Source organism: Bradyrhizobium sp. CIR18, from assembly GCF_014198295.1.
In the GTDB taxonomy this organism is placed as follows: Bacteria; Pseudomonadota; Alphaproteobacteria; order Rhizobiales; family Xanthobacteraceae; genus Bradyrhizobium.
The window spans coordinates 1,518,475-1,543,428 of the sequence record NZ_JACIHF010000001.1 but is presented as its reverse complement, the minus strand read 5'-3'; the positions used below and the strand labels follow the sequence as shown (position 1 = coordinate 1,543,428).

Annotated in this window: 19 protein-coding genes and 1 riboswitch; of the genes, 9 read left to right on the top strand and 10 right to left on the bottom strand. The window is 64.1% G+C overall.

Going from position 1 to position 24,954, the window contains the following annotated elements; translation table 11 throughout:
- Positions 1-403 precede the first annotated feature (403 nt).
- Together GGD65_RS07600 and GGD65_RS07595 are read right to left on the bottom strand one after the other, a co-directional pair.
- Positions 404-571, bottom strand: a complete 168-nt coding sequence (locus tag GGD65_RS07600) for a hypothetical protein (protein ID WP_018316626.1) — start codon at positions 569-571, stop codon at positions 404-406.
- 155 nt (positions 572-726) lie between these two features.
- Positions 727-927, bottom strand: coding sequence for a hypothetical protein (locus GGD65_RS07595; protein ID WP_018316625.1), 201 nt, complete (start codon positions 925-927; stop codon positions 727-729).
- Positions 928-1,226: 299 nt separating this feature from the next.
- Between GGD65_RS07595 and recA the strand changes: the two genes are divergently transcribed.
- The 4 genes from recA (at position 1,227) to GGD65_RS07575 (ending at position 5,447) form a co-directional block, all read left to right on the top strand.
- Positions 1,227-2,315 (top strand): recombinase RecA, encoded by a 1,089-nt coding sequence (gene recA, locus GGD65_RS07590; protein WP_018316624.1) that lies wholly within the window; start codon positions 1,227-1,229, stop codon positions 2,313-2,315.
- A gap of 107 nt (positions 2,316-2,422) precedes the next feature.
- The gene (locus tag GGD65_RS07585; RefSeq protein ID WP_183234794.1) at positions 2,423-3,409 is read left to right on the top strand and encodes a hypothetical protein; all 987 of its coding nucleotides are present in this window, start codon (positions 2,423-2,425) and stop codon (positions 3,407-3,409) included.
- A 9-nt stretch (positions 3,410-3,418) separates the two neighbouring features.
- Entirely contained in the window at positions 3,419-4,417 is a 999-nt protein-coding gene (locus GGD65_RS07580; RefSeq protein ID WP_183234793.1) for a hypothetical protein, read from the top strand.
- 55 nt (positions 4,418-4,472) lie between these two features.
- Positions 4,473-5,447 (top strand): hypothetical protein, encoded by a 975-nt coding sequence (locus GGD65_RS07575; protein ID WP_312017689.1) that lies wholly within the window; start codon positions 4,473-4,475, stop codon positions 5,445-5,447.
- Between the two features lie 132 nt (positions 5,448-5,579).
- Here GGD65_RS07575 and gcvP read toward each other — a convergent pair whose 3' ends face one another.
- From gcvP to gcvT, 3 genes are read right to left on the bottom strand one after another with little or no spacing between them, the layout of a single operon-like run.
- A complete protein-coding gene (gene gcvP, locus GGD65_RS07570) occupies positions 5,580-8,447 on the bottom strand; it encodes an aminomethyl-transferring glycine dehydrogenase (RefSeq protein WP_183234792.1) in 2,868 nt (955 codons plus the stop codon).
- Positions 8,448-8,464: 17 nt separating this feature from the next.
- Positions 8,465-8,833, bottom strand: a complete 369-nt coding sequence (gcvH, locus tag GGD65_RS07565; protein WP_018316619.1) for a glycine cleavage system protein GcvH — start codon at positions 8,831-8,833, stop codon at positions 8,465-8,467.
- Positions 8,834-8,843: 10 nt separating this feature from the next.
- Positions 8,844-9,992 carry a glycine cleavage system aminomethyltransferase GcvT gene (gene gcvT, locus GGD65_RS07560; protein WP_183234978.1) on the bottom strand — a complete coding sequence of 383 codons (1,149 nt, stop codon included), beginning with the start codon at positions 9,990-9,992 and terminating at the stop codon, positions 8,844-8,846.
- A 144-nt stretch (positions 9,993-10,136) separates the two neighbouring features.
- Positions 10,137-10,227: riboswitch (glycine riboswitch) on the bottom strand.
- A gap of 233 nt (positions 10,228-10,460) precedes the next feature.
- Between gcvT and alaS the strand changes: the two genes are divergently transcribed.
- Both alaS and GGD65_RS07550 read left to right on the top strand, forming a co-directional pair.
- Complete coding sequence (alaS, locus tag GGD65_RS07555) at positions 10,461-13,142, top strand: alanine--tRNA ligase (protein ID WP_183234791.1); 2,682 nt, start codon at positions 10,461-10,463, stop codon at positions 13,140-13,142.
- 6 nt (positions 13,143-13,148) lie between these two features.
- Positions 13,149-14,375: a cyclic nucleotide-gated ion channel gene (locus tag GGD65_RS07550; protein ID WP_183234790.1), complete on the top strand. Its 1,227-nt coding sequence runs from the start codon at positions 13,149-13,151 to the stop codon at positions 14,373-14,375.
- Positions 14,376-14,379: 4 nt separating this feature from the next.
- On the opposite strand, the gene GGD65_RS07545 is transcribed toward GGD65_RS07550, so the two are convergent.
- Complete coding sequence (locus GGD65_RS07545) at positions 14,380-14,880, bottom strand: DUF3455 domain-containing protein (protein WP_183234789.1); 501 nt, start codon at positions 14,878-14,880, stop codon at positions 14,380-14,382.
- Positions 14,881-14,976: 96 nt separating this feature from the next.
- Positions 14,977-16,191: an NADP-dependent isocitrate dehydrogenase gene (locus tag GGD65_RS07540; protein ID WP_018316614.1), complete on the bottom strand. Its 1,215-nt coding sequence runs from the start codon at positions 16,189-16,191 to the stop codon at positions 14,977-14,979.
- 349 nt (positions 16,192-16,540) lie between these two features.
- On the opposite strand from GGD65_RS07540, the gene GGD65_RS07535 reads away from it, so the two are divergent.
- Positions 16,541-17,740, top strand: a complete 1,200-nt coding sequence (locus GGD65_RS07535) for a TrmJ/YjtD family RNA methyltransferase (RefSeq protein ID WP_179734130.1) — start codon at positions 16,541-16,543, stop codon at positions 17,738-17,740.
- 143 nt (positions 17,741-17,883) lie between these two features.
- Here the strand turns inward: GGD65_RS07535 and GGD65_RS07530 are convergent, their stop codons facing one another.
- Complete coding sequence (locus tag GGD65_RS07530; protein WP_183234788.1) at positions 17,884-19,587, bottom strand: amidohydrolase; 1,704 nt, start codon at positions 19,585-19,587, stop codon at positions 17,884-17,886.
- Between the two features lie 362 nt (positions 19,588-19,949).
- On the opposite strand from GGD65_RS07530, the gene GGD65_RS07525 reads away from it, so the two are divergent.
- Entirely contained in the window at positions 19,950-21,389 is a 1,440-nt protein-coding gene (locus GGD65_RS07525; protein WP_183234787.1) for a DUF1254 domain-containing protein, read from the top strand.
- Positions 21,390-21,429: 40 nt separating this feature from the next.
- Here the strand turns inward: GGD65_RS07525 and GGD65_RS07520 are convergent, their stop codons facing one another.
- Both GGD65_RS07520 and GGD65_RS07515 read right to left on the bottom strand, forming a co-directional pair.
- Entirely contained in the window at positions 21,430-22,182 is a 753-nt protein-coding gene (locus GGD65_RS07520; RefSeq protein WP_183234786.1) for a PaaI family thioesterase, read from the bottom strand.
- Positions 22,183-22,192: 10 nt separating this feature from the next.
- On the bottom strand, positions 22,193-23,170 hold the full coding sequence (locus GGD65_RS07515; protein WP_183234785.1) for an NADPH:quinone oxidoreductase family protein: 978 nt from the start codon (positions 23,168-23,170) through the stop codon (positions 22,193-22,195).
- Between the two features lie 207 nt (positions 23,171-23,377).
- Between GGD65_RS07515 and GGD65_RS07510 the strand changes: the two genes are divergently transcribed.
- The gene (locus GGD65_RS07510) at positions 23,378-24,922 is read left to right on the top strand and encodes an alpha/beta fold hydrolase (RefSeq protein ID WP_183234784.1); all 1,545 of its coding nucleotides are present in this window, start codon (positions 23,378-23,380) and stop codon (positions 24,920-24,922) included.
- Positions 24,923-24,954: the final 32 nt, after the last annotated feature.

Here is a 24,954-nt window from a genome sequence, read left to right as displayed (position 1 = left end):
CACGGGGTGGCATCATGGATAACGTAGAGCGGTCATTCGCCGCCGCGACAGCGGCTGGCTTCGTGGTGCTGGTGATCGGCCTCGTGCTGCTGGCGCTGCTTTAAAACAGGCGCGCGAGCGGCAGCCTTTCCGCGGATGACGGGTTACGAGGCATGCCGCATTCTCAAAACTGGAAAACAACCCCATGCACAGTAGGCGGCATGGAAATTCGGTTGTTCATTCAGTGACTTATGAGTAGTGTTTAGATACCGTCATTGCGCGCGATGCGCCCCGTGGAACCGCTCAAATCGACTCGAGCTGCGCTGCCGACACCTTGCGGTGATCGGACGACTGCTTCCCGCCGCCGCCAGCCGCATCGCCGGCGCGCCCTTGTCAGCTTCGGACGCCGGCCCCCGGGCCAGGTTTAGTGGATCTTGATTTCGTTCAGGGGAAGGTGGAGCTCGGCGGCGCGCTCTTGGCGGTCCTTCTTGCGGAACTCGTTTTCCGCGCGCTCGAACTTCATCAGCTCCTCCTGCGCCGCCTCCAGCAGGGGATTGCGCCTGATCGTGTCGCGGTTCGTGTTGTCCGTCATGACTGAGATCCCCAAAGTTGCGGTCCCATCCTGGAGAAGGCCCAAGACCGCGAAAAGGTTCGGTGCCGCAGGATTACGGAATTCTGACGGCGGCCGGGCCATGCGTCTTTGATGCGCGTCAGCTTCGGCCGGGCAATGACGTTGCGGCAGCCCTGTTATTTCGGCGGTTGCAGCCCGGGGGATATGACCCAGTCGTGCAGATGATTGGCGACATCGGCCTGGCGGGCCTTCTTGAACAGGGCGTCCCGCTCGGGCCCGGGCGGAAGCCTGGAGGCCTGCTCCTCGACCTGCTTCACCCAGGCGGAGAGTCGATCTTGAAGCGTCAGCTGCTGCTTGAAACGTCGCCGCTTGAGCATGGCGCGCTCCTTTCCGTGCGAGGAAGGCGGGAGCGCAATCGGGCGTTCTCATCACCGATAGTGGCCACGGTTCGTGCGGTGATGGCCCATTGAGGACCATTAACGGACCGGCGTCTGTCCAGTTGTGTGCACAACGCGAATGAGGAGGGGGACTGGGGGGATGCTCACGGACACCCCCCAAATCCGCAAAAGAACATATTGCGAACCTAGAACAAATAGGGTACGCTACTTTTATCGACGAGCCGCCTCGCCAATCGTTTGTCCCTCACGCGAATCCTCGCCATAAGGAGCACGACCCAATGTCCGCCACTGCCCTGCGTATCGTCGAAGGATCTTCCATGGACAAGAGTAAAGCTCTGGCCGCCGCGCTCTCTCAGATCGAGCGCCAGTTCGGCAAGGGCTCGGTGATGAAGCTCGGCAAGAACGACCGGTCGATGGACATCGAGGCGGTGTCGTCAGGCTCGCTCGGGCTCGATATCGCGCTCGGCATCGGCGGTCTGCCCAAGGGACGCATCGTCGAGATCTACGGGCCGGAATCGTCGGGCAAGACCACGCTGGCGCTGCACACGGTGGCGGAAGCGCAGAAGAAGGGCGGCATCTGCGCCTTCATCGACGCCGAGCATGCGCTCGATCCGGTCTATGCCCGCAAGCTCGGCGTCAACATCGACGAGCTTCTGATCTCGCAGCCCGACACCGGCGAGCAGGCGCTGGAAATCTGCGACACGCTGGTGCGCTCGGGCGCGGTGGACGTGCTGGTGGTTGATTCGGTCGCCGCGCTGGTGCCGAAGGCCGAGCTCGAAGGCGAGATGGGTGATGCGCTTCCGGGTCTGCAGGCGCGCCTGATGAGCCAGGCGCTGCGCAAGCTGACGGCCTCGATCAACAAGTCCAACACCATGGTGATCTTCATCAACCAGATCCGCATGAAGATCGGTGTGATGTACGGCTCGCCCGAGACCACCACCGGTGGCAACGCGCTGAAGTTCTATGCCTCCGTCCGGCTCGACATCCGCCGCATCGGCGCGATCAAGGAGCGCGACGAAGTGGTCGGCAACACCACGCGCGTCAAGGTGGTCAAGAACAAGCTGGCACCGCCCTTCAAGCAGGTCGAGTTCGACATCATGTACGGCGAGGGCGTCTCCAAGATGGGCGAGATCCTCGATCTCGGCGTCAAGGCCGGCATCGTCGAGAAATCCGGCGCCTGGTTCTCCTATGACAGCCAGCGTCTCGGCCAGGGTCGCGAGAACTCGAAAGCCTTCCTGAAGGCCAACCCCGACATCACCGCCAAGATCGAGACCTCGATCCGCCAGAACTCCGGTCTGATCTCCGAGCAGATTCTGGCCGGTACGCCCGAGAGCGACGCCGACGGCGAGGAGCCGGCAGACGAGTAAGACGAACCGCGAAAGCTTTTCGCGAGGAGCGGGCGCTGAAGACGTTGAGTTGCCGACGTCGTCAGCGCCCGTTTCGTTTTGCGTTGTTGGGATCGGGTGGTGGTGTGATGAAGCGTCTGATCCTGACCAGTGCGGCCGGCGCCAATCTCGCCAAATCGAAGCTGGCCGAGATCGTCGTTCTGTTCTTTTTTCGCTTCACGTGGGGGCCGTTGCCTTCGTCCGACTATTTCGCAGCCTATTTCGGGGCGCAGTCAGGGACGCTCAGGCCGGGCGATCATTGGTCGGATTGGGGTACAAAATGGCCCTCCAAGTTCAAGGAACTCAGGAAGCTACCCTTTGCCGATTTTTGCGAGCGCTATGACGAGATCGAACTTTGGTTCGATCCGAGCCCAGACGATCAACTGCAGCTGATCTGGCTGCTCGACTATCTTGCCTCATACCCTGAGCTGCTGAAAAAACTCAGGTTGCGTCTGCTTGCATCCGATCTCTTCGATCTGAGAGACCGAGTTTCCGAAGTGTCCGCGTCGCATATTCCTATGGTGGATGTTCAGGCCCGTGAACTTAGCACTGCCAGAATGGCCTGGCAGGCCTATCGCACGCCGACGCCCGAGGCCTGCGCCAACCTACTTTGGAGCGATCTGAGCGCCTTGTTGATGTTGCGACCGGCATTGCAAGAGCTGTTGGCAGAGCTACCGTCATCCTCGACGGGTCTTGGTGCGACCGAGATGCGATTCCTGGAGCTGCTTTCCAGAGGATTTGCAAATACGAACGCCCTGTTTCATCTGCGCTCGCAGCGGCGCACGTACGTGTTCAGCGAATTTGATTTGGGTTCGCTGTTGGAGGGGCTCGCGCTTGGCCCCAGGCCCGCCGTAGCCGGTTTGGGCGATGAACTGCGTACAATCGACCACGGCAATCTAAGGGCTCGGCATGAGGTCTATCTCCGCAGCCGATTGTCGTTGACCGAGTTCGGGAAGGCTGTCCTGGCCCATCAGGAGGATTTCAGCCGATACAATCCGATCGACCGCTGGTGGGGCGGCACGCATCTGACCAATGATAAGCTATGGCGCTACGGCGCAGTCCTGACGAAACCCTGAGGATCCCGCATGACGCGGCTCATCGTGACGACCGATTCGTCCGCCGCCGGCGCGATACAAGGCGCCGGCCTTGGCGATCTCGTCCTTGCGATCGAGCGCCGGCTTGTCTTGGGGCCGCTGCCGTCTGATGCGGAACACCGGGCATTCTTCTCCCCGCGAACGACCCAAGCGCTCGGCCTGCACTGGCTGGACCACACCCCGGCCTGGCGTCTGGAAGGGTCTGGGGTGAGGGGGCGCGGACTGGTCGACCTGTTGTCCGAATGCGACACGGCCGAACTGTGGATGGGATCAGAGCCAAATGCACAGTTAATTCTGCTTTGGTTGCTCCATCATTGCAGCACCGAGAATGCGGCAGTTTCCAAGCTCTCGATACGTTACCTGGACTTTGCCGTGGGTGATGTCGCGCGGGAGCAACTTGTGAAGCTGAATCCGCCAATAGGAAAACTTGCGGAAGATCACCTTGAACTGGGCGGTCGCGCATGGTGCGCTTATTGCGGACCCACGCCGCAGGCCTGGTTCAACCTGCTTGAAGCGGACTTGAGTCCGCTTCCGCAGCTCGATCATTGCGTTGTTGACCTGCTCGAAGAGCTTCCAAACGTGACCAGCGGCCTCGGGACCACGGAGACACGGATGCTGCAACTCATCGCGCCGGGCGAAGTGCAGCCCTTTCACGTCTTCCCGGGACATCAGAAACCCAACGACCGGCGCGTGTACGATTACTGGGAGGTCGGCGCGCTGCTCGATGGACTCGCGCGATGTCCAGTGCCGGCCGTAGCCGGGCTGGAGGAGGGGCCATTCACGCTCGACATGCATGACGATGCTCGCCGTTTCGCGCAATACAAGCAGTCCCTAATGTCGCTCACCGATTTCGGGATGGCGGTGCTGACGGGAGAAGAGGACTTTCGGCGCCATAATCCGTTTCGCCGCTGGTGGGGTGGCACACTTCTCACCAGCGAACGGCTTTGGCGATGGGACGCCGAGCACCGCGCGTTGATCGCACCTGACTAAGGGCGCGCATGGCTCTCAGCGTTCCTGTACGCGAATCAATTTTTAAGAGGCGACCGTGTCTCATTTGATCTTATCCACGAACCACCTTGACGAAGACGTGCTTGCCCAGTCGCGCCTCGCGAATGTCGTGGTTGGATTCAATCTACGCTTCGTGTGGAGGAAATTGCCTCCCGAGGAACAACTATTGCTTGGGCTGGAGCGCCGATCGGCGAAGCACGGCAATCCTGGCGATCATTGGCTCGATGAGGCTTGTCGCGGCTCGCTGGAGGGGTTCGGAACGCGTGATATCGGTTTCTTCGAGCTGTGTGCGAAGTTCGACTCAATTGAAATCTGGGTCGACCCTCGACCAAACGATCAGCTTGTGCTGATCTGGCTGCTGGACCTGCTTCGCCCCTACAAGGAGATTACGACGAAGCTCAGTCTGGTGCACACAGATGATCATGTTGCGGACTATGCTCCGGAATCTGTCGCAAAATGGAAGCTGCCGGCCTTCAAGGTGACCGAAAACCATTTGGCCTTGGCACGCCGCGCCTGGCAAGCCTATCGGGCTGAAACGCCAAAGCCCTGCTTCGATCTTCTGATGACGGATCTGACGGCCCTGCCGAGACTTCGGCCGGCGCTCATCGCGTTGCTCGAAGAGCTTCCGGACAGTGTGACGGGCCTGGGTGCCAGCGAAATGGATATTCTGGAGTTTGTGAACGATGGGCACACCGACCCGAGGATCGTCGAGGGAGCGAGGTGGCTTCGCAATGTGTTTGACGAAAACGACGCGTTTGATGCCTTGCTCGAACTGGGGGCGCACCCGGCCCCGCCGATCCTGCTGGGCGATCCGGCATTCGACAATGAGGATCGCTATTTCGGCAGGAGCGAGTGGAAGGTCACGCTCACTGAACTCGGGCGTTCAATTTTTGCGCGCGAGGATGATATGTGGCGCCACAACCGGATTTATCGCTGGTGGGGCGGGACCGAACTCACCAACGAACGGCTCTGGCGCTGGGATCGTGAAAGCCGGTTGTTGATTGCGCCATAGCGGCGCATCCGGTGCCGTAGGGTGGAAAAAGGCGCGCAAGCGCCGTGCCCACTTCAACAAGCAAGAGGTGGTGGGCACGCTGACGCTTTGCCCACCCTACGAGAGCTCCGCCGACGAGACCTCCGTCGTGGCTTACTCCGCAGCTTGCGCGTAATCGCTCACGGGCGGGCAGGAGCATACGAGGTTGCGGTCGCCGTAAACGTTGTCGACACGGCCGACGGGGCTCCAATATTTGTCGGTGCGAGAGGTGCCCGCGGGGAAGCAGCCTTCGGCGCGGGTGTAGGCGCGCTTCCAATCGTCGTCCGCGATGTCGTGCACGGTGTGCGGGGCGTGGCGCAGCGGCGAGGCTTCGATCTTGAAGCGGCCGGCCTCGACCTCGGCGATCTCTTTCCGGATCGCGATCATGGCACCGCAGAACCGATCCAGCTCGGCCTTGGATTCCGACTCGGTCGGCTCGATCATCAGCGTGCCTGGCACCGGGAAGCTCATGGTCGGGGCGTGGAAGCCGTAATCGATCAGGCGTTTTGCAATGTCGTCGACGGTGACGCCGGACGTCGTCTTCAGCGGACGGGGGTCGACGATGCACTCATGCGCGACGCGGCCCTTGGCGTTCTTGTAGAGCACCGGGAAGTGCGGATCGAGGCGCGCTGCGATGTAATTGGCGTTGAGGATCGCGATCTCGGTGGCGCGCTTCAGGCCTTCGCCGCCCATCATCAAAATGTAGATGTAGGAGATGGTGAGGATCGAGGCCGAGCCGAACGGCGCCGCCGAGACCGGGCCGACCGGGGCATCCGCCTGCGTTGCCGGATGACCGGGCAGGAACGGGGCGAGGTGCGCCTTGACCCCGATCGGGCCCATGCCGGGGCCGCCGCCACCGTGCGGGATGCAGAAGGTCTTGTGCAGATTGAGATGGCTGACATCGGCGCCGTAATCGCCGGGCCTGCTAAGGCCGACCTGCGCGTTGAGGTTGGCGCCGTCGAGATACACCTGGCCGCCATGGCCATGCACGATGTCGCAGATCTCGCGGATGTGCTCCTCGAACACGCCGTGCGTCGAGGGATAGGTGATCATGACAGCGGCGAGGTCGCTCGAATGCTTCTCCGCCTTGGCGCGGAGATCATTGACGTCGACGTCGCCGTTTGTCTCACAGGCGACCACCACCACGTCCATGCCGACCATCGCGGCCGAGGCCGGGTTGGTGCCGTGGGCGGAGGAGGGGATCAGGCAGATCTTGCGATGGCTCTCGCCGCGCGCGGAATGGTAGCCACGGATGGCAAGAAGTCCGGCATATTCGCCCTGCGCGCCGGAATTCGGCTGCAGCGAGATCGCGTCATAGCCGGTGATGTCGCACAGCCACTTTTCCAGCCGCGCGAACAGCGCGTGATAGCCTGCCGCCTGCTCACGCGGCACGAATGGATGCAGCGAGCCGAACTCCGGCCAGGTCAGGGGCATCATCTCGGTGGTCGCATTCAGCTTCATGGTGCAGGATCCCAGCGGGATCATGGCGCGATCGAGCGCGAGGTCGCGGTCACTGAGCTTGCGCATGTAGCGCAGCATCTCGGTCTCCGAACGATGCGCGTGGAAGACGGGATGGGTGAGGAAGGAGGTCGCGCGCTTCAGTGCCTCCGGCAGCGCCTCGCGCGTGGTCGCCTCTAACTCGGCATAGGCGAGCTTGCCGCCGAAGGCGCGCCAGACCGCTTCGACCGTCGCGGGCGTTGTGGTCTCGTCGAGCGCGATGCGCAAGCTGGTGTCGCCGACGCCGAGATTGATCTTCTCGGCCGCCGCGCGCGCGACGATCTCGGCGCGCCTGGCGCCGGCATCGACGCTGAGCGTGTCGAAGAAATTCTCGCTGTCAGGCGCAAAGCCGAGCTTGCGCAGGCCGCTCGCGAGCACGGCGGCGCGGCGATGCACGTTGCGCGCGATCTGTGAGAGGCCCTCGGGCCCGTGATAGACCGCATACATCGAGGCGATCACGGCGAGCAGCACCTGGGCGGTGCAGATGTTGGATGTCGCCTTCTCGCGGCGGATGTGCTGCTCGCGGGTCTGCAGCGCGAGGCGGTAGGCCGGTGCCCCGCGCGAATCCACGGAGAGGCCGACGATGCGGCCGGGCAGCGAGCGCTTCAGCGCATCGCGCACTGCCATGTAGGCCGCGTGCGGTCCGCCATAGCCCATCGGCACGCCAAAGCGCTGGGCCGAGCCGATCGCGATGTCGGCCCCTAACTCGCCCGGCGAGGCGAGCAGCGTCAGCGCCAAAAGGTCGGCGGCGACAATCGCGAGTGCGCCCTTGGCCTTCAGCGTGGCGATTGCGGGCCGGAGGTCGCGCACCGCGCCGGAAGACCCCGGATATTGCAGCAGCGCGCCGAGCACGTCTGCCTTGTCGAGATCGGTGAGGGGATCGCCGACGATCAGGGTCCAGCCCAACGGCTCGGCGCGGGTGCGCATCACAGCCAGCGTTTGCGGATGCACGTCCTTGTCGACGAAGAACGCTTGCGCTTTCACCTGCGAGTGACGCTCGGCGAGCGCCATCGCTTCCGCCGCGGCGGTGGCCTCGTCGAGCAGCGAGGCGTTGGCGACGTCGAGCCCGGTGAGGTCGCAGATCATAGTCTGGAAGTTGAGCAGCGCTTCCAGCCGGCCCTGGCTGATCTCGGGCTGGTAGGGCGTGTAGGCCGTGTACCAGGCCGGGTTCTCCAGGATGTTGCGCTGGATCACCGCGGGCAGGATCGTGCCGGAATAGCCTTGGCCGATCAGCGAGGTGAAGACCTGGTTCTGCCGTGCGAGCTCGCCCATATGCGCGATCGCCTCGGTCTCGCTGAGCGGCTTGCCGAGGTCGAGCGGGGCGGCCTGCCGGATCGAGGCCGGCAGCGTCTCCGCCATCAGCGCGTCCACACTCTTGGCGCTGACGGTTTCGAGCATGGCGGTAACATCGCGCGCCGATGGGCCGATGTGGCGGCGAACGAAACTGGCGGCGGTGTCGCCGTTGGTCTTGCGGTGCGCGGTCATCGCTTGCTCCATCGTCCTTAAGCCGTGTGCGCCTTGTAGGCGGCTTCATCCATGAGGCCGCCGAGTTCGCTTCTGTCGGCCATCTTGATCTTGAAGAACCACGCCTTGCCTTGCGCGTCCGAGTTCACCAGCGCCGGCTCGGCCGCGAGCTCGGCGTTGGTCTCGAGCACTTCGCCTGTCACGGGCGCGTACACGTCGGAGGCCGCCTTGACGGACTCGACCACGGCGGCGGCTTCCGCCTTCTTCAGCGTGCGGCCGACCTTGGGCAGTTCGACGAACACGACGTCACCGAGCTGCTGCTGGGCGTAGTCGGTGATGCCGACGGTGGCGACGTCGCCCTCGATGGCGAGCCATTCATGGTCGGAGGTGTACAGCGTCGTGGTCATTCTCGAATCCTCAGCGTTTGTAGGTGTTCTTGACGAAGGGCATGGCCGCGACAGCGACAGGCAGACGCTGGCCGCGCACCTCGGCGAAGAGTTGTGTGCCGAGCGCGCTCGATGCGGTGGGCACATAGCCCATCGCGACCGGCGCATTCAGGCTTGGGCCGAAACCGCCCGATGTGACTTGTCCGATCGGCTCGCCGCCCGCGTCATTCGCAAACAGCAGCGCGCCCTCGCGCACCGGCGCGCGTCCCTGGGCGAGCAGGCCGACGCGGCGGCGGGCCGCGCCGTTGTCGAAATGGGCGAGGATTTTTTCGGCACCGGGAAAGCCGCCGGCGCGCGCGCCCCCGCTGCGGCGGCTCTTCTGCACCGACCATTCCAGCGCGGCCTCGACCGGCGTGGTCATGGTGTCGATGTCGTGGCCGTAGAGGCAGAGCCCGGCTTCCAGCCGCAGGCTGTCGCGGGCGCCCAGGCCGATCGGCAGCACGTCGGGATTTTCGAGCAGCGTTTTGGCGAGACGTTCCGCATCGGCCGCGGGAACCGAAATTTCAAAACCGTCCTCGCCGGTGTAGCCGGAGCGCGAGACGAAGCAGTCGAGGCCGGCCACCTTGCGCGGGCCGGAATCCATGAACTTCATGGCGGGCGCCTCTGCACACAATTTCGCCAGCGCCCCCTCGGCCTTCGGCCCCTGCAGCGCGATCAGCGCGCGATCTGCGAGGGAAGCGATGATGCAGTCGTCAGAGAGATTCGCGCGCAGATGCGCCTCGTCGGCGTCCTTGCAGGCGGCGTTGACAACCAGGAAGAGGTGATCGCCGAAATTGGCGACCATCAGGTCGTCCAGAATGCCGCCGTCGGCGTTGGTGAACTGGGCGTAGCGCTGCCGTCCCGGCGCGATCGCCACGATATCCTGCGGCACCAGCCGTTCCAGCGCGCGGGCGGCGTCCTCGACCCTGCCGGATTTCGGCCGGAGCGCGATTTGGCCCATATGGGAGACGTCGAACAGGCCGGCGGAGGCTCGGGTGTGGAGGTGCTCCTTCAGCACGCCCGCAGGGTATTGCACGGGCATGTCGTAGCCCGCGAACGGCACCATCTTGCCGCCGAGGGAGACATGAAGCCCATGAAGGGGCGTACGTTTCAGGGAATCTTGGTCGTCGCGCGCTAGCATCACAGGGGCCCTCGGCGGTTCCCCCGGGACGATTCCCTGAGGACACCAGTCGAAGCCCCATCTGTCGCTGTGCCTGAGAGTATTATCCCGTCGGCGGGAGCCATCCGGGTCTAAACCCGTCGGCGCCTCTTTCCAGATGCTGTCAAAGCCACGCGGTCCTTTTGCCTGAGAGTTTCCGGGGCGGTTGCTCCTTCGGCGCCGGCTGCCTAAAGCCGGTCTCTCCCGACGTGGCCGTACGATACAGATGGGTACAGACCACAGCGGGGCCAAGCCTGTCAACGCGTCCGCTTGCCCTATCAACGGGATTGCAGCGGGGATTGAGCGGCTGCGGCAACCCTCTGATCTCCTTGCACAGTTTCTGGACAGCGAAGCTGGCCTTGTCTAAAAGCGCTGTGGCCCGCAGATATCAGCCTAAATGTCAGGTTTGGATGGCCTATAGCGGGTCCAAGCACACCCGATTGGATGAACATGAGCGGCGTCAACGAGATCAGGTCGACCTTTCTGAACTTCTTTGCCGAGAACGGCCACGAGATCGTGTCGTCCTCGCCATTGGTGCCGCGCAACGATCCGACGTTGATGTTCACCAATGCCGGCATGGTGCAGTTCAAGAACGTCTTCACCGGCGTCGAGAAGCGGCCCTATCAGCGCGCCACCACGTCGCAGAAATGCGTGCGCGCCGGCGGCAAGCACAACGACCTCGACAATGTCGGCTACACCGCGCGCCATCTCACCTTCTTCGAGATGCTCGGCAACTTCTCGTTCGGCGACTACTTCAAGGAGCGCGCCATCGAGCTCGCCTGGAAGCTGATCACCAAGGATTTCGGCCTCAACAAAGACAAGCTGCTCGTCACCGTCTACCACACCGACGACGAGGCGCACGGGCTCTGGAAGAAGATCGCCGGCTTCTCCGACGACCGCATCATCCGCATTCCGACCTCCGACAATTTCTGGGCGATGGGCGACACCGGTCCGTGCGGCCCGTGCTCGGAGATCTTCATCGACCGTGGCGATCACATCTGGGGCGGACCTCCGGGCTCGCCGGAGGAGGACGGCGACCGCTTCCTCGAATTCTGGAATCTCGTGTTCATGCAATATGAGCAGGTGACGAAAGAGGAGCGCGTGGATCTGCCGCGTCCCTCGATCGACACCGGCATGGGCCTCGAGCGCATGGCCTGCATCATGCAGGGCGTCGACAGCGTGTTCGAGACCGATTTGTTCCGTCATTTGATCGATGCGACCTCGTCCGCGCTCGGCAGCGGGCCGAATGAGCAGACCGTCGCCTCGTTCCGCGTCATCGCCGACCATTTGCGTTCCTCGGCCTTCCTGGTCGCGGACGGCGTGCTGCCCTCGAACGAGGGCCGCGGCTATGTACTGCGCCGGATCATGCGCCGCGCGATGCGCCATGCGCAGCTGCTGGGTGCGAAAGAGCCGCTGATGCATCGGCTGGTCTGGGCGCTGGTCCGCGAGATGGGCCAGGCCTATCCCGACCTGATGCGCGCGGAGAACCTGATCGAGGAAACGCTGCGGCTGGAAGAGACCCGCTTCCGCAAGACGCTGTCGCGCGGCCTTGCCATCCTCGACGAGAAGAGCGCGTCCTTGAAAAAGGGCGACATGTTCGACGGCGACGTCGCCTTCACGCTGTACGACACCTACGGCTTCCCGCTCGACCTGACGCAGGACGCGCTGAAGTCGCGCGGCATCGGCGTGGATCAAGCTGCGTTCACCGACGCAATGGAGCGCCAGAAGGCCAAGGCGCGCGAGTCCTGGAAGGGGTCCGGGGAAGCTGCGTCAGAGGCGATCTGGTTCCCGCTGCGCGAAAAGCTCGGCGCCACCGAATTCCTCGGCTACGAGACCGAGAGCGCCGAAGGCGTGGTGTCGGCGCTGGTGAAGGACGGTGCAGAGGTCGCCAGCCTGAAGGCCGGCGACACCGGTGCGATCGTGCTGAACCAGACGCCGTTCTACGCGGAGTCGGGCGGCCAGGTCGGCGACACCGGCGTGCTTACGGGCGAGGGCGGCATCAAGTTTCGCGTCACCGACACGCAGAAGAAGCTCGGCGATTTCTTCGTGCATGTCGGCAACTTGGAGAGCGGCGAGCTGAAGCTCGGCACCGCGCTGCAGCTCGAGGTCGATCATTCCAGGCGCTCCTCGATCCGGGCGCATCATTCGGCGACGCATCTCATCCACGAGGCGCTGCGCCAGGTGCTCGGCGACCACATCGCCCAGCGCGGCTCGATGGTCGCGCCGGATCGCCTGCGCTTCGACTTCGTGCATCCGAAGCCGATCACGGCGGAGGAGCTGGCCCGCGTCGAGGACATCGCCAACGACGTGGTGCTGGAGAATGACGAGGTCACCACGCGTGTGATGGGCGTCGACGAGGCCCGCGAGGCCGGGGCGCGCGCGCTGTTCGGCGAGAAATACGGTGATGAAGTCCGCGTCGTCTCGATGGGCCGGACCGCGCGCGAGCGCGGCGCCAATGCGCTCGGCTGGTCGGTCGAGCTCTGCGGCGGCACCCATGTCAAGCGCACCGGCGACATCGGCCTGATCACGCTCACCGGCGAGAGCGCGGTTGCTTCGGGCGTGCGCCGCATCGAGGCGCTGACCGGCAATTATGCGCGCAGGCACGCCAACGAGACCATGGCGCTGGCCAAGACCGCGGCGAACGAGCTGCGCACCTCGCTCGACGACGTCCCCGCGCGCATCACCGCGCTGATGGAGGAGCGCAAGAAGCTCGAGCGCGAGCTGTCCGACGCCCGCAAGAAGCTGGCGATGGGCGGCGGCGCTTCGGCCGGCAGCAATGGCGCAGCTTCAGGCGTGCGCGAAATCGGCAACGTCAAGCTGATGGCGCGCGCGGTCGAGGGCATCGAGATGAAGGATCTCAAGAGCCTCGCCGACGACGGCAAGAAGCAGATCGGCTCCGGCGTGGTCGCCATCGTCGGCGTCACCGAGGACGGCAAGGCCGGCATCGTGGTCGGCGTCACCGCGGATCTCACTGCGCGCTTCAACGCGGTCAACCTCGTGCGCGTTGCCTCCGAGGCGCTCGGCGGCAAGGGCGGCGGTGGCCGGCCCGACATGGCCCAGGCCGGCGGCCCTGACGGGGCCAAGGCGACCGAGGCGCTGGCGGCGATCGAAAAAGCAATGGCAGGCGCGTAAACGGCCATGCGCCCCGGTCTGCGAGGGCGTGGACTTCGCGATCCCAATTTGAGGGATCGCCTCTACGAATTGCTGGAGCACGATCCGCTGGCTTATTCAGCCGGATCGCGCTTCATCCAGCTCATCATCGGCGTCATCGTGCTCAATGTGGCCGCGATGATCCTCGCCTCGGTGCCGGAGCTGGACGCCCAGTTCGGCACGGTGTTCTCGGCCATCACCGTCCTGTCCGTGATCGTGTTCGCGCTGGAATATCTGGCGCGGCTGTGGACCGTGGCGGGCCACACCCAGCGCAAGGGCTCCGCGCTGTCCGACCGGCTGGGCTATGCCTTCTCCGCGCTCGGCATCATCGACCTCATGGCGTTCCTGCCCGCTTCTATCGTGCTCGCCACCGGCCGGCACGCGACCCTGGCGGCGCTCGGGGTGCTGCCGTTCTTCAAGCTGATCCGCTATTCGCCGGCGATGCGCTCGCTGCTCGCCGCCGTGCATGCCGAGCGTCGCGCGCTGATCGGCTGCATCGTCATCCTGATCGGCGCGGTCCTGACGTTCGCCTCGCTGCTCTACGCCATCGAGCGCGACGTGCAGCCGGACAAGCTCGGCACCATCCCGCAGGCGATGTGGTGGGCGATCGTGACGCTCGGCACCGTCGGCTATGGCGATGTCGTGCCGGTGACGCCGCTCGGCAAGCTGGTCTCCACCTTCGCCATCATCTCAGGCTTCGCCATGATCGCGCTGCCGGTCGCGATCATATCCACCGCCTTTGCCGAAGAGGTGAAGCGGCGCGACTTCGTCGTCACCTGGGGTATGCTGGCGCGGGTGCCGCTGTTCTCGCATCTGTCGGCCGCGGAGATCGCCGACATCATGCGGCTGTTGCGCGCGCGCACCATCGAGCAGGGCGAGATATTGGTCCGCCGTGGCGATGTGGCCTCGTCGATGTATTTCATCACCGCGGGCGAGGTCGAGATCGCGCTGCCGAGCCAGCATGTGCACCTCACGGACGGCACCTTCTTCGGCGAGATCGCGCTGCTGCATAAAACAAAGCGCAGCGGCACGGTGACGGCGACGCGCAAGACGCGCCTTTTGGTGCTCGACGCTCAGGATTTTCACGCCTTGATCGAACGGATGCCGACGCTCGCCGACCACGTCCACACCACCGCCAAGGCGCGACTCGCCGACAGCGGCGATCTCGCGCTCGCGGAGCTGGCGCAGGCGGAGAAAGACGGGACCGACCGCTGAGCGGTCAGCCTTTCTTCAGGAAAACATACTCGGCCGAGTAGGGTGCGCTCCTGAACTCGCCGGCCTTGTCGCACGCGCCGTCGAGCTTGCCGCCATGGGTGTTGATGCGCTGCACGGTCGTGACCGGCGTCAGCACGCCGCTGCCGCGGCGGGCGGTCACGTCCAGCTTCAGCCAGGGGATATCGGCAGCCGTCGCACCAGGCGCGTTGCCAATGGCCTTGCCGACGACGGCGCTGCCGTCGGCGTGCTCCCAGTTGGGGCCGGCATAGTGCCGGCCGATTGTCTTGCCGTCCGAGAGAAGCGTCGCGATCGGTTCGCGGAAGCTCCAGGCGAGCTTGCCGTCGGTGCCGGCCTTGCACTCATACACCTGCGAGCCCTCGGCGTGGACGCTAAGCACGACGCTCTCGCCCGGCGCGGCGATGGCGTCGGGGAGCGGCTCGGCAGCCCCGGCCGGTCCGATCAGGGCCGCGAGCAGCATGGTGGGGCCGGCAAGCTTGATGAACATGGTGGCATCTCCGCGCAAGGTCTCAAAAAGAAACGGGCCGCGCTGTTGCGCGGCCCGTGATGATGTCTGGCCCAGTCGGGCGAAATTGCGGTCGGCTCAGGCCGCCAGCTCCTTGGTCAGGTTCTCGGCGACCTTGTCGAGGAAGCCGGTGGTCGAGAGCCAGCGCTGATCGGCGCCGACCAGCAGCGCGAGGTCCTTGGTCATGTAGCCGGCCTCGACGGTGTCGACGCAGACCTTCTCCAGCGTGTTGGCGAACTTGGCGAGCTCGGCATTGTTGTCGAGCTTGGCACGGTGGGCGAGGCCACGGGTCCAGGCGAAGATCGACGCGATCGAGTTGGTCGAGGTCTCCTTGCCCTTCTGGTGCTCGCGGTAGTGGCGGGTCACCGTGCCGTGGGCGGCTTCGGCTTCCACGGTCTTGCCGTCGGGGGTGAGCAGCACCGAGGTCATCAGGCCGAGCGAGCCGTAGCCCTGCGCGACCGTGTCGGACTGCACGTCGCCGTCGTAGTTCTTACAGGCCCAGACATAGCCGCCGGACCATTTCAGGGCCGAGGCCACCATGTCGTCGATCAGGCGGTGCTCGTAGGTCAGGCCCTTGGCGTCGAACTCCTTCTTGAACTCGCGGTCGAAGATGTCCTGGAAGATGTCCTTGAAGCGGCCGTCATAGACCTTCAGAATCGTGTTCTTGGTCGAGAGGTAGACCGGATAGTTGCGCAGCAGGCCGTAATTGAACGAGGCGCGGGCGAAGTCGATGATGGAGTCGTCGAGATTGTACATCTCCATGGCGACGCCGGCGCCGGGCGCCTTGAACACTTCCTTCTCGATCACGGTGCCGTCCTCGCCGACGAACTTCATCGACAGGGTGCCCTTGCCCGGGAACTTGATGTCGGTGGCGCGGTACTGATCGCCATAGGCGTGGCGGCCGATGATGATCGGCTTGCTCCAGCCGGGAACCAGGCGCGGCACGTTCTTGCAGATGATCGGCTCGCGGAAGATGCAGCCGCCGAGGATGTTGCGGATGGTGCCGTTCGGCGATTTCCACATCTGCTTGAGGTTGAACTCCTTCACCCGGGCTTCATCCGGGGTGATGGTGGCACACTTGACGCCGACGCCGACCTTCTTGATGGCTTCGGCGGCGTCGATGGTGACCTGATCGTTGGTGTGGTCGCGGTACTCCATGCCCAGGTCGAAATACATCAGCTCGACATCCAGGAACGGGTTGATCAGCTTGTCCTTGATGTACTGCCAGATGATCCGGGTCATCTCGTCGCCATCGAGCTCGACGACGGGATTGGATACCTTGATTTTTGCCATGATCGGGGAAGCCTCTTGGGAACGGCGCTTTTGGCGCGCCACGGGAATATCCGCCGCCTCTTAGCACCCAGACGCGGCGGGCGAAAGCCAAGGGATTATGCACTTTTAGCTCATCCAGCTTCCCCAGACGTGGGGGCAGGGCCGCCCTGCCGCAGGGCCGGATCCGAGGATCCAGTGGAGATTCAAAAGTCGATTCCAACCCGTTATTTCCCTTGAGAATTTCGTCAGGACAGGCAAACGAGGCGGACAGCGCCGGCCGGCCCAGGGACGACTTGGGAAAGGCGGGCTTGAATCAATTCCTGAGAGTGCCCTGGCAAGGCCTTGAGACGAAGAGTGAAAGCGAAACGAGATGTCGGGGACTGACAAGAGCAAGGCGGGTTTGTCCCTCGACGGTCCCATCGTGATCCTGGTCGAGCCGCAGCTCGGGGAAAACATCGGCATGGCCGCGCGCGCCATGGGCAATTTTGCGCTCGGCGCCTTGCGTATCGTCAACCCCAGGGACGGCTGGCCCAACATCGCAGCACAGCGGGCCGCCGCCGGCGCCGACCACATTCTGGAAAAGGTCGAATTGTTCGCCACGGTCGAAGACGCCGTCGCCGACCTCGACCTGCTGTTCGCCACCACCGCGCGCCCCCACGACCAGGCCAAGCCGGTGGTCGGGCCGGAGGCAGCCGCCAGCGAGATCGCGGGTCACGTCGCGACCGGCGGCAAGGCCGGTATCCTGTTCGGCCGCGAGCGCTGGGGCCTGACCAACGAGGAGGTCGGCCTCTCCAACCGCATCATCACCTTCCCGGTCAACCCGGGCTTCGCCTCGCTCAACCTCGCCCAGGCCGTGCTGCTGGTCGGCTATGAATGGTTCAAGCGAGCGACGTCGGGCGAGCTGCCGCACGCCATGCCGGAGCGCTCCGAGCGCGCCTCTCAGCACCAAATGCAGGCCTTCTTCGACAACCTCATCCGCGAGCTCGACAAGGTGGAATTTTTGCGCCCGGCCGAGAAGCGCGACACCATGCTGGTGAACCTGCGCAACATCTTCAGCCGCATGGAGCCGACCAAGCAGGACATGCACACCTTGCACGGGGTGATCATGGCGATCGCCGAGGGACGCAAGGGCCCGGCCAAGGGCGGCGTGCTCGACGGCGAGCAGGCGACGCGCCTGCGCGCGCTTTTGGCCGAGCACGGGCAGGGCGGCGGCGTCCCCGACAGCGGCTCGACGGTGCGGGGCCTCGCCCGTCTGCTCCGTCGCAACCCGACCGACGCCGAGCGTCTGCTCTGGCAGGCGCTGACCCGCGACCGTCGCTTCGCCGGCCAGTTCAAGCGCCAGACGCCGGTGGGGCGGCACATTCCGGACTTCGTGTCATTTCCGCATCGGATCGCGATCGAGCTGGTCAATCCGGGCGAGGGGGAAGCGATCGCAGCGGATCGCGCATCGCGGCGGGCCTGGCTCGAGGCGCGGGACTATCGGGTGCTCGACATTCGTGCCGCGGATGTGGAGCGGGATCTCGAGGCGGAGCTGGCGCGGCTGCAGGGGATGATCGAGCAAGCGATGTAGGTGCCGTAAGGCATAGCTCTCGTAGGGTGGGCAAAGCGAAGCGTGCCCACCATCTCTCGCTGATCATCAAGAGAAGGTGGGCACGGCGCTTACGCGCCTTTGCCCACCCTACGGCACTTCCTGCTGGTCGGCAGCGGATGACGTCAGCGCTGAAACACGACCTTGCCGCCCACGAGCGTTATGTCCGCCTTGATGTCCTTGATCTGGTCCTCCGGCACGGCCGTGTAATCCGCGGAGAGCACCACGATGTCCGCAAGCTTTCCGGGCTCAATGGTCCCTTTACGTGCTTCATCGAACGTGTAGCGCGACGCCGCGCTGCTGTAGAGCCGCAGGGCCTGCTCGCGCGTAATGGCTTCTGCCGCGCCGTAGACGTTTCCGTTGGGGTCCTTCCTGGTCACCATAATGTACATGTTGAGGAAGGGGTTGATCGGGTTGACGGGAAAGTCCGTCCCGGCGCCGAGACTATTGAGCCCCATTTTTTCGATTAACGTCCTGGTCGGTACGGCGCGGTCAGCGGTCGCTTTCCCGAGAAATCGTTCGACGGTCGCTGCCTTATCCCACATGAAAGCGTTCTGGAAATCGACACGGGCTCCCAGCTTCTGCGCCCGCTCCATCTGTTCTGGCCGGATCAGGCTGGCATGAATGAGGACGAAGCGACGGTCTCGGATCGATTTCTCCTTATCCGCGGCCTCGAACGCATCGAGCACCTGGTCAATACCAAGGTCACCCACCACGTGGACACCGACCCGCCAGTCATATCGGTGGCAGATGGAGACGAGTTGTTTCAATCGCTCAGGTGTCTGCTGCGCAACGCCATGATAGTTGTCATGTGAATCGGGATACACCTCGCGCATGAGCGCTGTCTTCAGCGTCATGCCGCCGTCGTAGAAGATCTTGATTCCCGCGAACTTCAGCCAATCGTCGCCAAAGCCTGAAGAGGCCCCATTGCCTGCCATGATCGCTTCCCACGCGGTCAGATCGGCCGGGGGCTCCGGTCGAAACATCACGCCGGTGCGCAATGTGGCTTTCCCGGATGCGACATGCTTCTGCAGCATGCGGATATCGCGTGCCTCTGTCGCGCCTTCGACCACGCTCGTGATACCGAAGCTGTTCAGCACACTTTCGGCAATCGTGAATTGCCGCATCTCATCGTCTTCTGTCCAGGGCGGTACGGCCTTCTCGACCCGATCGATCGCCGTCTCCACCAGCACGCCGGTCAATTCACCGGCCGCGTCGCGCTCAAACTTTCCCCCGTTCGGATCCGCGGTGGTCTTGTCGATTCCGACCCGCTGTAGAGCCATGCTGTTCGCCATCGAGAAATGCCCGACGGTGCGAAGATAGACCGGATTGTCTGGAGCAACGCTATCAATCTCCTGCCTGGTCAGATATCGCTTCTCGGCCAATTGTGAAGGCGGATGCCACGCGCCACCTACAATCCACTCGCCCGGCTTCTTCTTCGCAGCGAATGCCTTGATGGCCTCGAGCGCTTCGGCGACCGTCTTGGCTCGGCCCATGATGACGACATAGTCGCCAAGACCAGCGGCCTTGAAGTGAGCGTGTGTATCGATCAATCCGGGGATGACGGTCTTGCCAGCCACATCGAGCACGCGGGTCCGGGCGCCGGCGAGCGCCTTTATCGAAGCACTGGTTCCGGTTGCGAGAATCTTTCCGTCTGCAACGGCCACTGCTTCCGTCATCGTCGATCGCTCATCCAGCGTCAGAACCTTGCCATTAATGAGGACCAGGTCAGGTGCGCTGAACTCCGGTTGCTGCGCCGCGACACTTGCGATGGCGGCGATCCACATGCTCGTGGCAACGATTGCAGATGCCGTCAACTTGCGAACCATGACGTCCCCCTTGAATCTTGTTTTTGCTGGACGAAGATTTTCAAGGGTATCGTCGATCGAACATCGGTTCAACGCTTCTGAGGCTTGCCAGCGTCCACATGCTGGCAAAGTGGATCGCTCTCTGTGTTAGTCTCGTAGGGTCGGCAAAGCGAAGCGTGCCCACGACGTCGATCAACAACGCCGCGGCAGACACGTGGGCACGGCGCTGCGCGCCTTTGCCCACCCTACGAGTTGGCAGGCGTGGCGGCCACGCCCAGGCAAGCGAACGGCGCTGCGCCCAAGACCATCCCGCCTCGTTGATGCATGTCAAGGAACATGGAACCCCGCCCGTTACGGTTTTGAGGCAACAGGGAGGGTTCGATATGTCAATCAGCCGTCGCCAAGCACTGGCCGCCTTCAGCGCCGCAGTATCGGCGCTCGCGATTTCCCGCACCGCACGCGCCGAGTTTGATGGTCTTGTCGTCAGGGCTCTGGAGGGCGGAGAAGATTTTTGGCTTGCCCAGGACGCCTATATCTACGGATATCCGCTCGTGACGATGGAGATGACACGCCGGGTCATGACCAACGTTGCTGCGGTGGAAGGCACGCGCGGGCCGATGGGGCAATTCGTCAAGCTCCGCAAGTACCCTGATGCCACCTTCAAGGACGTCACGGCACCCAATGCCGATACGCTCTACACGACGGCCTGGATCGATGTGGGAGACGAGCCCTGGGTCCTGAGCATGCCGGACATGAAGGACCGCTACTTCCTGTTTCCGATGCTGGACGGCTGGACCAATGTCTTCCAGGTGCCTGGCAAGCGCACCACCGGCACCAAGGCGCAAACCTATGCGATCACCGGCCCGGGCTGGAAGGGAACGCTTCCCGCCGGCGTCAAGGAATACAAATCACCCACGGGCATGGTGTGGATCCTGGGCCGCATCTACTGCACCGGTACGCCGGAAGACTACGCGGCCGTGCACGCCGCGCAGGACCAGTTCAAGCTCGTGCCGCTCAGCGCATACGACAAGTCCTTTACGCCCCCGGCAAGCAAGGTCGATGCGTCGATCGACATGAAGACGGCGGTTCGCGAGCAGGTCAACCGCCTGGACGCCGCGGCCTATTTCACCCTTCTCGCGCAATTGATGAAGCGCAATCCGCCGGCCGCCGCCGACGCGGCCGAGGTCGCCAAATTCGCGAAGATCGGTCTTGTCCCCGGCAAGGATTTTGACGCAAGCAAATTCGATGTTGCCTTCGCCAAGCGGGTCCCGCAGGTGGCATTCGACCGCATCATGCTCCAGTTCAAGGTCAACAAGGCGATCAAGAACATCAACGGCTGGGCCTTCGACAGCGAAGCCGGCATTTACGGGACCAATTATCTCAACCGTGCGCTTGTCACGGCGATCGGCCTCGGCGCCAACCGGATCCAGGATGCGTGCTATCCGACATCCCAGAAGGACGCCGACGGCAAGGAGTACGTCGGCAGCAACAAATACGTCATGCGTTTTCCGAAGGGGCAGCTTCCTCCGGTCGGCGGCTTCTGGTCGCTCACGATGTATGACGAGAACTATTTCTTCGTCGCCAATCCGATCAACCGCCAGTCGATCAGCGCCCGCCAGAATCTCAAAGCCAATCCCGACGGTTCGGTCGACCTCTACATTCAGAAGGACAACCCGGGCCCCGACAAGGAGAGCAATTGGCTTCCCGCGCCCGCGGGCAAGTTCGTCCTGATGTTGCGCATGTACTGGCCGAACGAGAAGTCACCCTCGATCGTCAACGGGACCTGGAAGCCGCCGCCCGTCCGGCAGGTGACGAGCAGCTAGGGAGCACGGCGCTTCGCGCCTTTGCCTACCCTACGCACCGTCACCGGCGCCCGAGCAGTACCTCGCGCTCCACCGCAATCCATGTCGTCCGCGCCAACGCCAGCAATCTGCCGGCTTCATCACGAAGCGCGGCGTCGGCCGTGCGCTTGCGGCCGTCGCGGCCGGTGGGCCAGGCGGTGATGATGCAGCGCTCGCCGGGGTGGGGGCGGGCTTCGATGCGGGCTGACATCCGTCCGAGCAGCAGCGGGGTCTTCTCGAAGCTGCCGCTCTGCTGATCGTAATTGCAGGCAAACCCGGTCGGGCAGTCGAGCGCGGACCAGAGAAATTCGGGCGCGATGAGGCCATCCTCGGCGGCGAGATTCGGATCGGGTGCCCAGCTCGCGGCGAGAACGGCGTTCCGCCCATGACGGCGGAGCGGGCCGGCGAAGATGCGCAGGCCGTCGCCCTTCGTCCTTGCGGGACCGCAGACGAAACAGTTTGGCAGCGGATGCTCGTGTGGCTTGAACAGCGCCAGCAATTCAGCCGCGCGTGCTTCCTGCAAACTGGCTGTCTCGACCTGTGCAAGTTCGACGTTCACAGCGCGGCCAGTGGCGACGGCCTTGCCGCGATCGCGAAGCTCCCAGCTGCCGTCGTCCGTCGCGATTGCATCGAGCTGCGTGTCCAGAGGCGGCGGCGCGCGCAGCGTCACTTCCGCAGGCCCCGGAATATGACGGGCGAGCCGGCCGCAGACATAGCCGCCGTTCCCGGAATTGGGAGGGCCGCAATAGCGCTTGTCGATGATGATCTCTGTCATGGTGCGCATTCTACCTGATCTTGAGCACAATTCGCCCCAGAACCGTGCGGTTGGCCACGGCGCGCATGGCCTCGCCGGCCTGCTCCAAAGGAAGGACGCGGTCGATGTGCGGGCGGATCTGCCCGGCCGCCAACAACTGCATCAGCGTGTCGTTCATCCGCGCGCTCTCGTCCGGGCATTTCTCCGCCCAGGCACCGGCAAAGACGCCAATGATGGAATAGTTCTTCAGCAGCGGCAGGTTCATCGGGATGGACGGAATCTCGCCGCCGGTGAAGCCGATCGGCATCAGCCGTCCGCCCCATTTCATCAGCCGGGCCATCTGCTCGAAGATCGCGCCGCCGACATTATCGAAGCCGACATCGATGCCTTCGCCTGACGTGATCGCCTTGATCCGGTCGCGCAGATCCTCGCTGCGATAGTTGATGACCGCGCTGGCGCCGTAGTCGCGGACCAGGGCCGCCTTGTCGTCGGAGCCAACCCCGGCGACGACGCGCAGGCCGAGATGGCGGCCGAGGTCGACGGCGGCCAGTCCAACCCCGCCGGCAGCGCCTGTGACCAACAGCGTTTCGCTACGCTTGGCTCGCGCCCGCTCGACCAGTGCATAATATGCCGTGCCGTAATTGTGCAGCACCGTGGCCGCTGCTTCGAACGCGACGCCGTCAGGCAGGCGCACGCTCTTCGACTCCTTCGCGATCATCCGTTCGGCGTAGCCACCGGTCCAGCTGCTGCAGGCCACGCGATCGCCGGGCGCGAACTTTGTCACCTTGTCGCCGACCGCGACGACGGTTCCGGAGGCTTCCGTGCCGGGCACGAAGGGCGTCTGCGGCCGCATCTGGTAGAGACCCGAGACCAGCAGCTGGTCCATGAAGCTGACGGAGGCCGCGTGGACGTCGATCAGGATCTCGTCGCCGGCGGGCTTGGGGACATCGATCTCAGCGAGGCGCAAATCGCCGGGTCCAGTGAACGAATGGCACAAAACTGCTTTCATTGTGGCGCTCCCGTTTTGCGACAGGCGAACATGCGCGGCAGCGGACGTGCGAACATGACGATCTTCCCTTAAGGTGTCGGCGCAAATGGCGCAGCATGCAGGAGCTGAACCCTTCGCTCGCGAGCGGGCTCGATCCGGTCCGACACCTACCAATGGACCGTCCCCTGTGCGTCCCTCGAACGGCGCGATGAGGACGAGAGGATTTTCATGACAGTCTTCTCGCTTCACGCGCTTGGATTTCCCGAGGTCTACGCTGGCGATCGCCCGATCAAGCTGAACCTGCGCAAGGCTCTTGCGCTGCTGATCTATCTCGCGGAGGCCAGGGGCGCCGTTGCGCGCGAGGTCCTGGCCGCGCTGCTGTGGCCGGAGACGTCAGCCGAAACCGCCCGGGCGCGGTTGCGGCGGCTGCTTCATCGCATCGAGCTTGCACTTGGCCGGGAGGTTTTCGAGGCCGACCGCGCCAGCGTGCGATGGTCTGCGGCGGTCGAGATGACGATCGATACCCATCTGTTCGAGGGCGCCTGCGACCGCGGCGCCTTCGAAGAAGCCTGTGCGATCTATCGGGACGACTTTCTCGCAGGGTTCGCTCTCGACGATTGTCCTGCATTCGACGATTGGGCGTTCTTTCGCCGCGAGGCGCTGAGAGGACGGCTGATGCATGCGCTCGAGCGTCTCGTGCAGGACAAGAACGCCGCCGGCGATCATTTTGCCGCGACCGCGTATGCGGCGCGCCTGGCTGAGCTCGATCCGCTCAGTGAAGTCTATGGGCGGTATCTGATCCGCAGCCTGCTGCTATCAGGCGACCGCAGTGCGGCCGAGCGTCATCATGCGGCCCTGACACAGCGGCTGCGGGACGAACTCGGGATTGTGCCGGAGGCCGAGACCGAGGCGCTCATGAGTCCCGCAACGGAGCTGCACGCTGTTCCGACCACGCGCTATGTGAAGGGTACCGGCGTGCATCTGGCGTATCAGACCTACGGAAGTGGCCCGCTCGATATCCTGGTGATGCCCGGTTTCGTGTCGCATGTGGAGCGCGCCTGGGAGAGCCCTGCAAGCCGGACGTTCCTGGCGTCGTTGATGAAGCTTGGACGGCTGATCGTTTTCGATCGTCGCGGGATCGGGTTGTCCGACCGGGTCGGATCGGCTCCCGGCATCGACGTCACCGCGGAGGATATCGACACCGTGCTGCGGGCAGCGGATTCGCGCCGCGTTGTGCTGTTCGGCGCTTCCGAATGCGGGCCGGCCTGCATCAAATTTGCGGTCGACGAACCGCGCCGCGTCGCCGGGCTCATCCTGTTCGGCGCGCTCGCCAAGGGCTGCTGGTCGGAGGATTATCCGCATGCCTTGCGCGCCAGCCAGTATGACGCCTGGAGCAGGCAGCTCGTCGCGCAATGGGGCGGCCCGGTCGGCATCGAGACCTTTGCGCCGAGTCTTGCCGGCGATCCCCGGGCCCGCGCCTGGTGGGCCGGGCTATTGCGTGCGGCCTCCAGTCCCGGCGGCATCTCGGCCGTGCTCGAGGCCTTTCGCGATGCCGACGTGCGGCATCTCCTGGCGCAGATCGCGGTGCCGACGCTGGTGCTGCACCGGCGCGGCGACCAGGCGGTGCGGATCGCGGCCGGGCGCGATATCGCGAGCCGGATCAGCGGTGCGGAGTTCGTCGAGCTCGACGGCAACGATCACTGGTTTTTTGCGGGTGATCAGCAGCCGGTGCTCGAGGCGATCGCACGATTTATAAAGGGCTCGATCTTGTAGGGTGGACAAAGCGAAGCGTGCCCACGACGTCG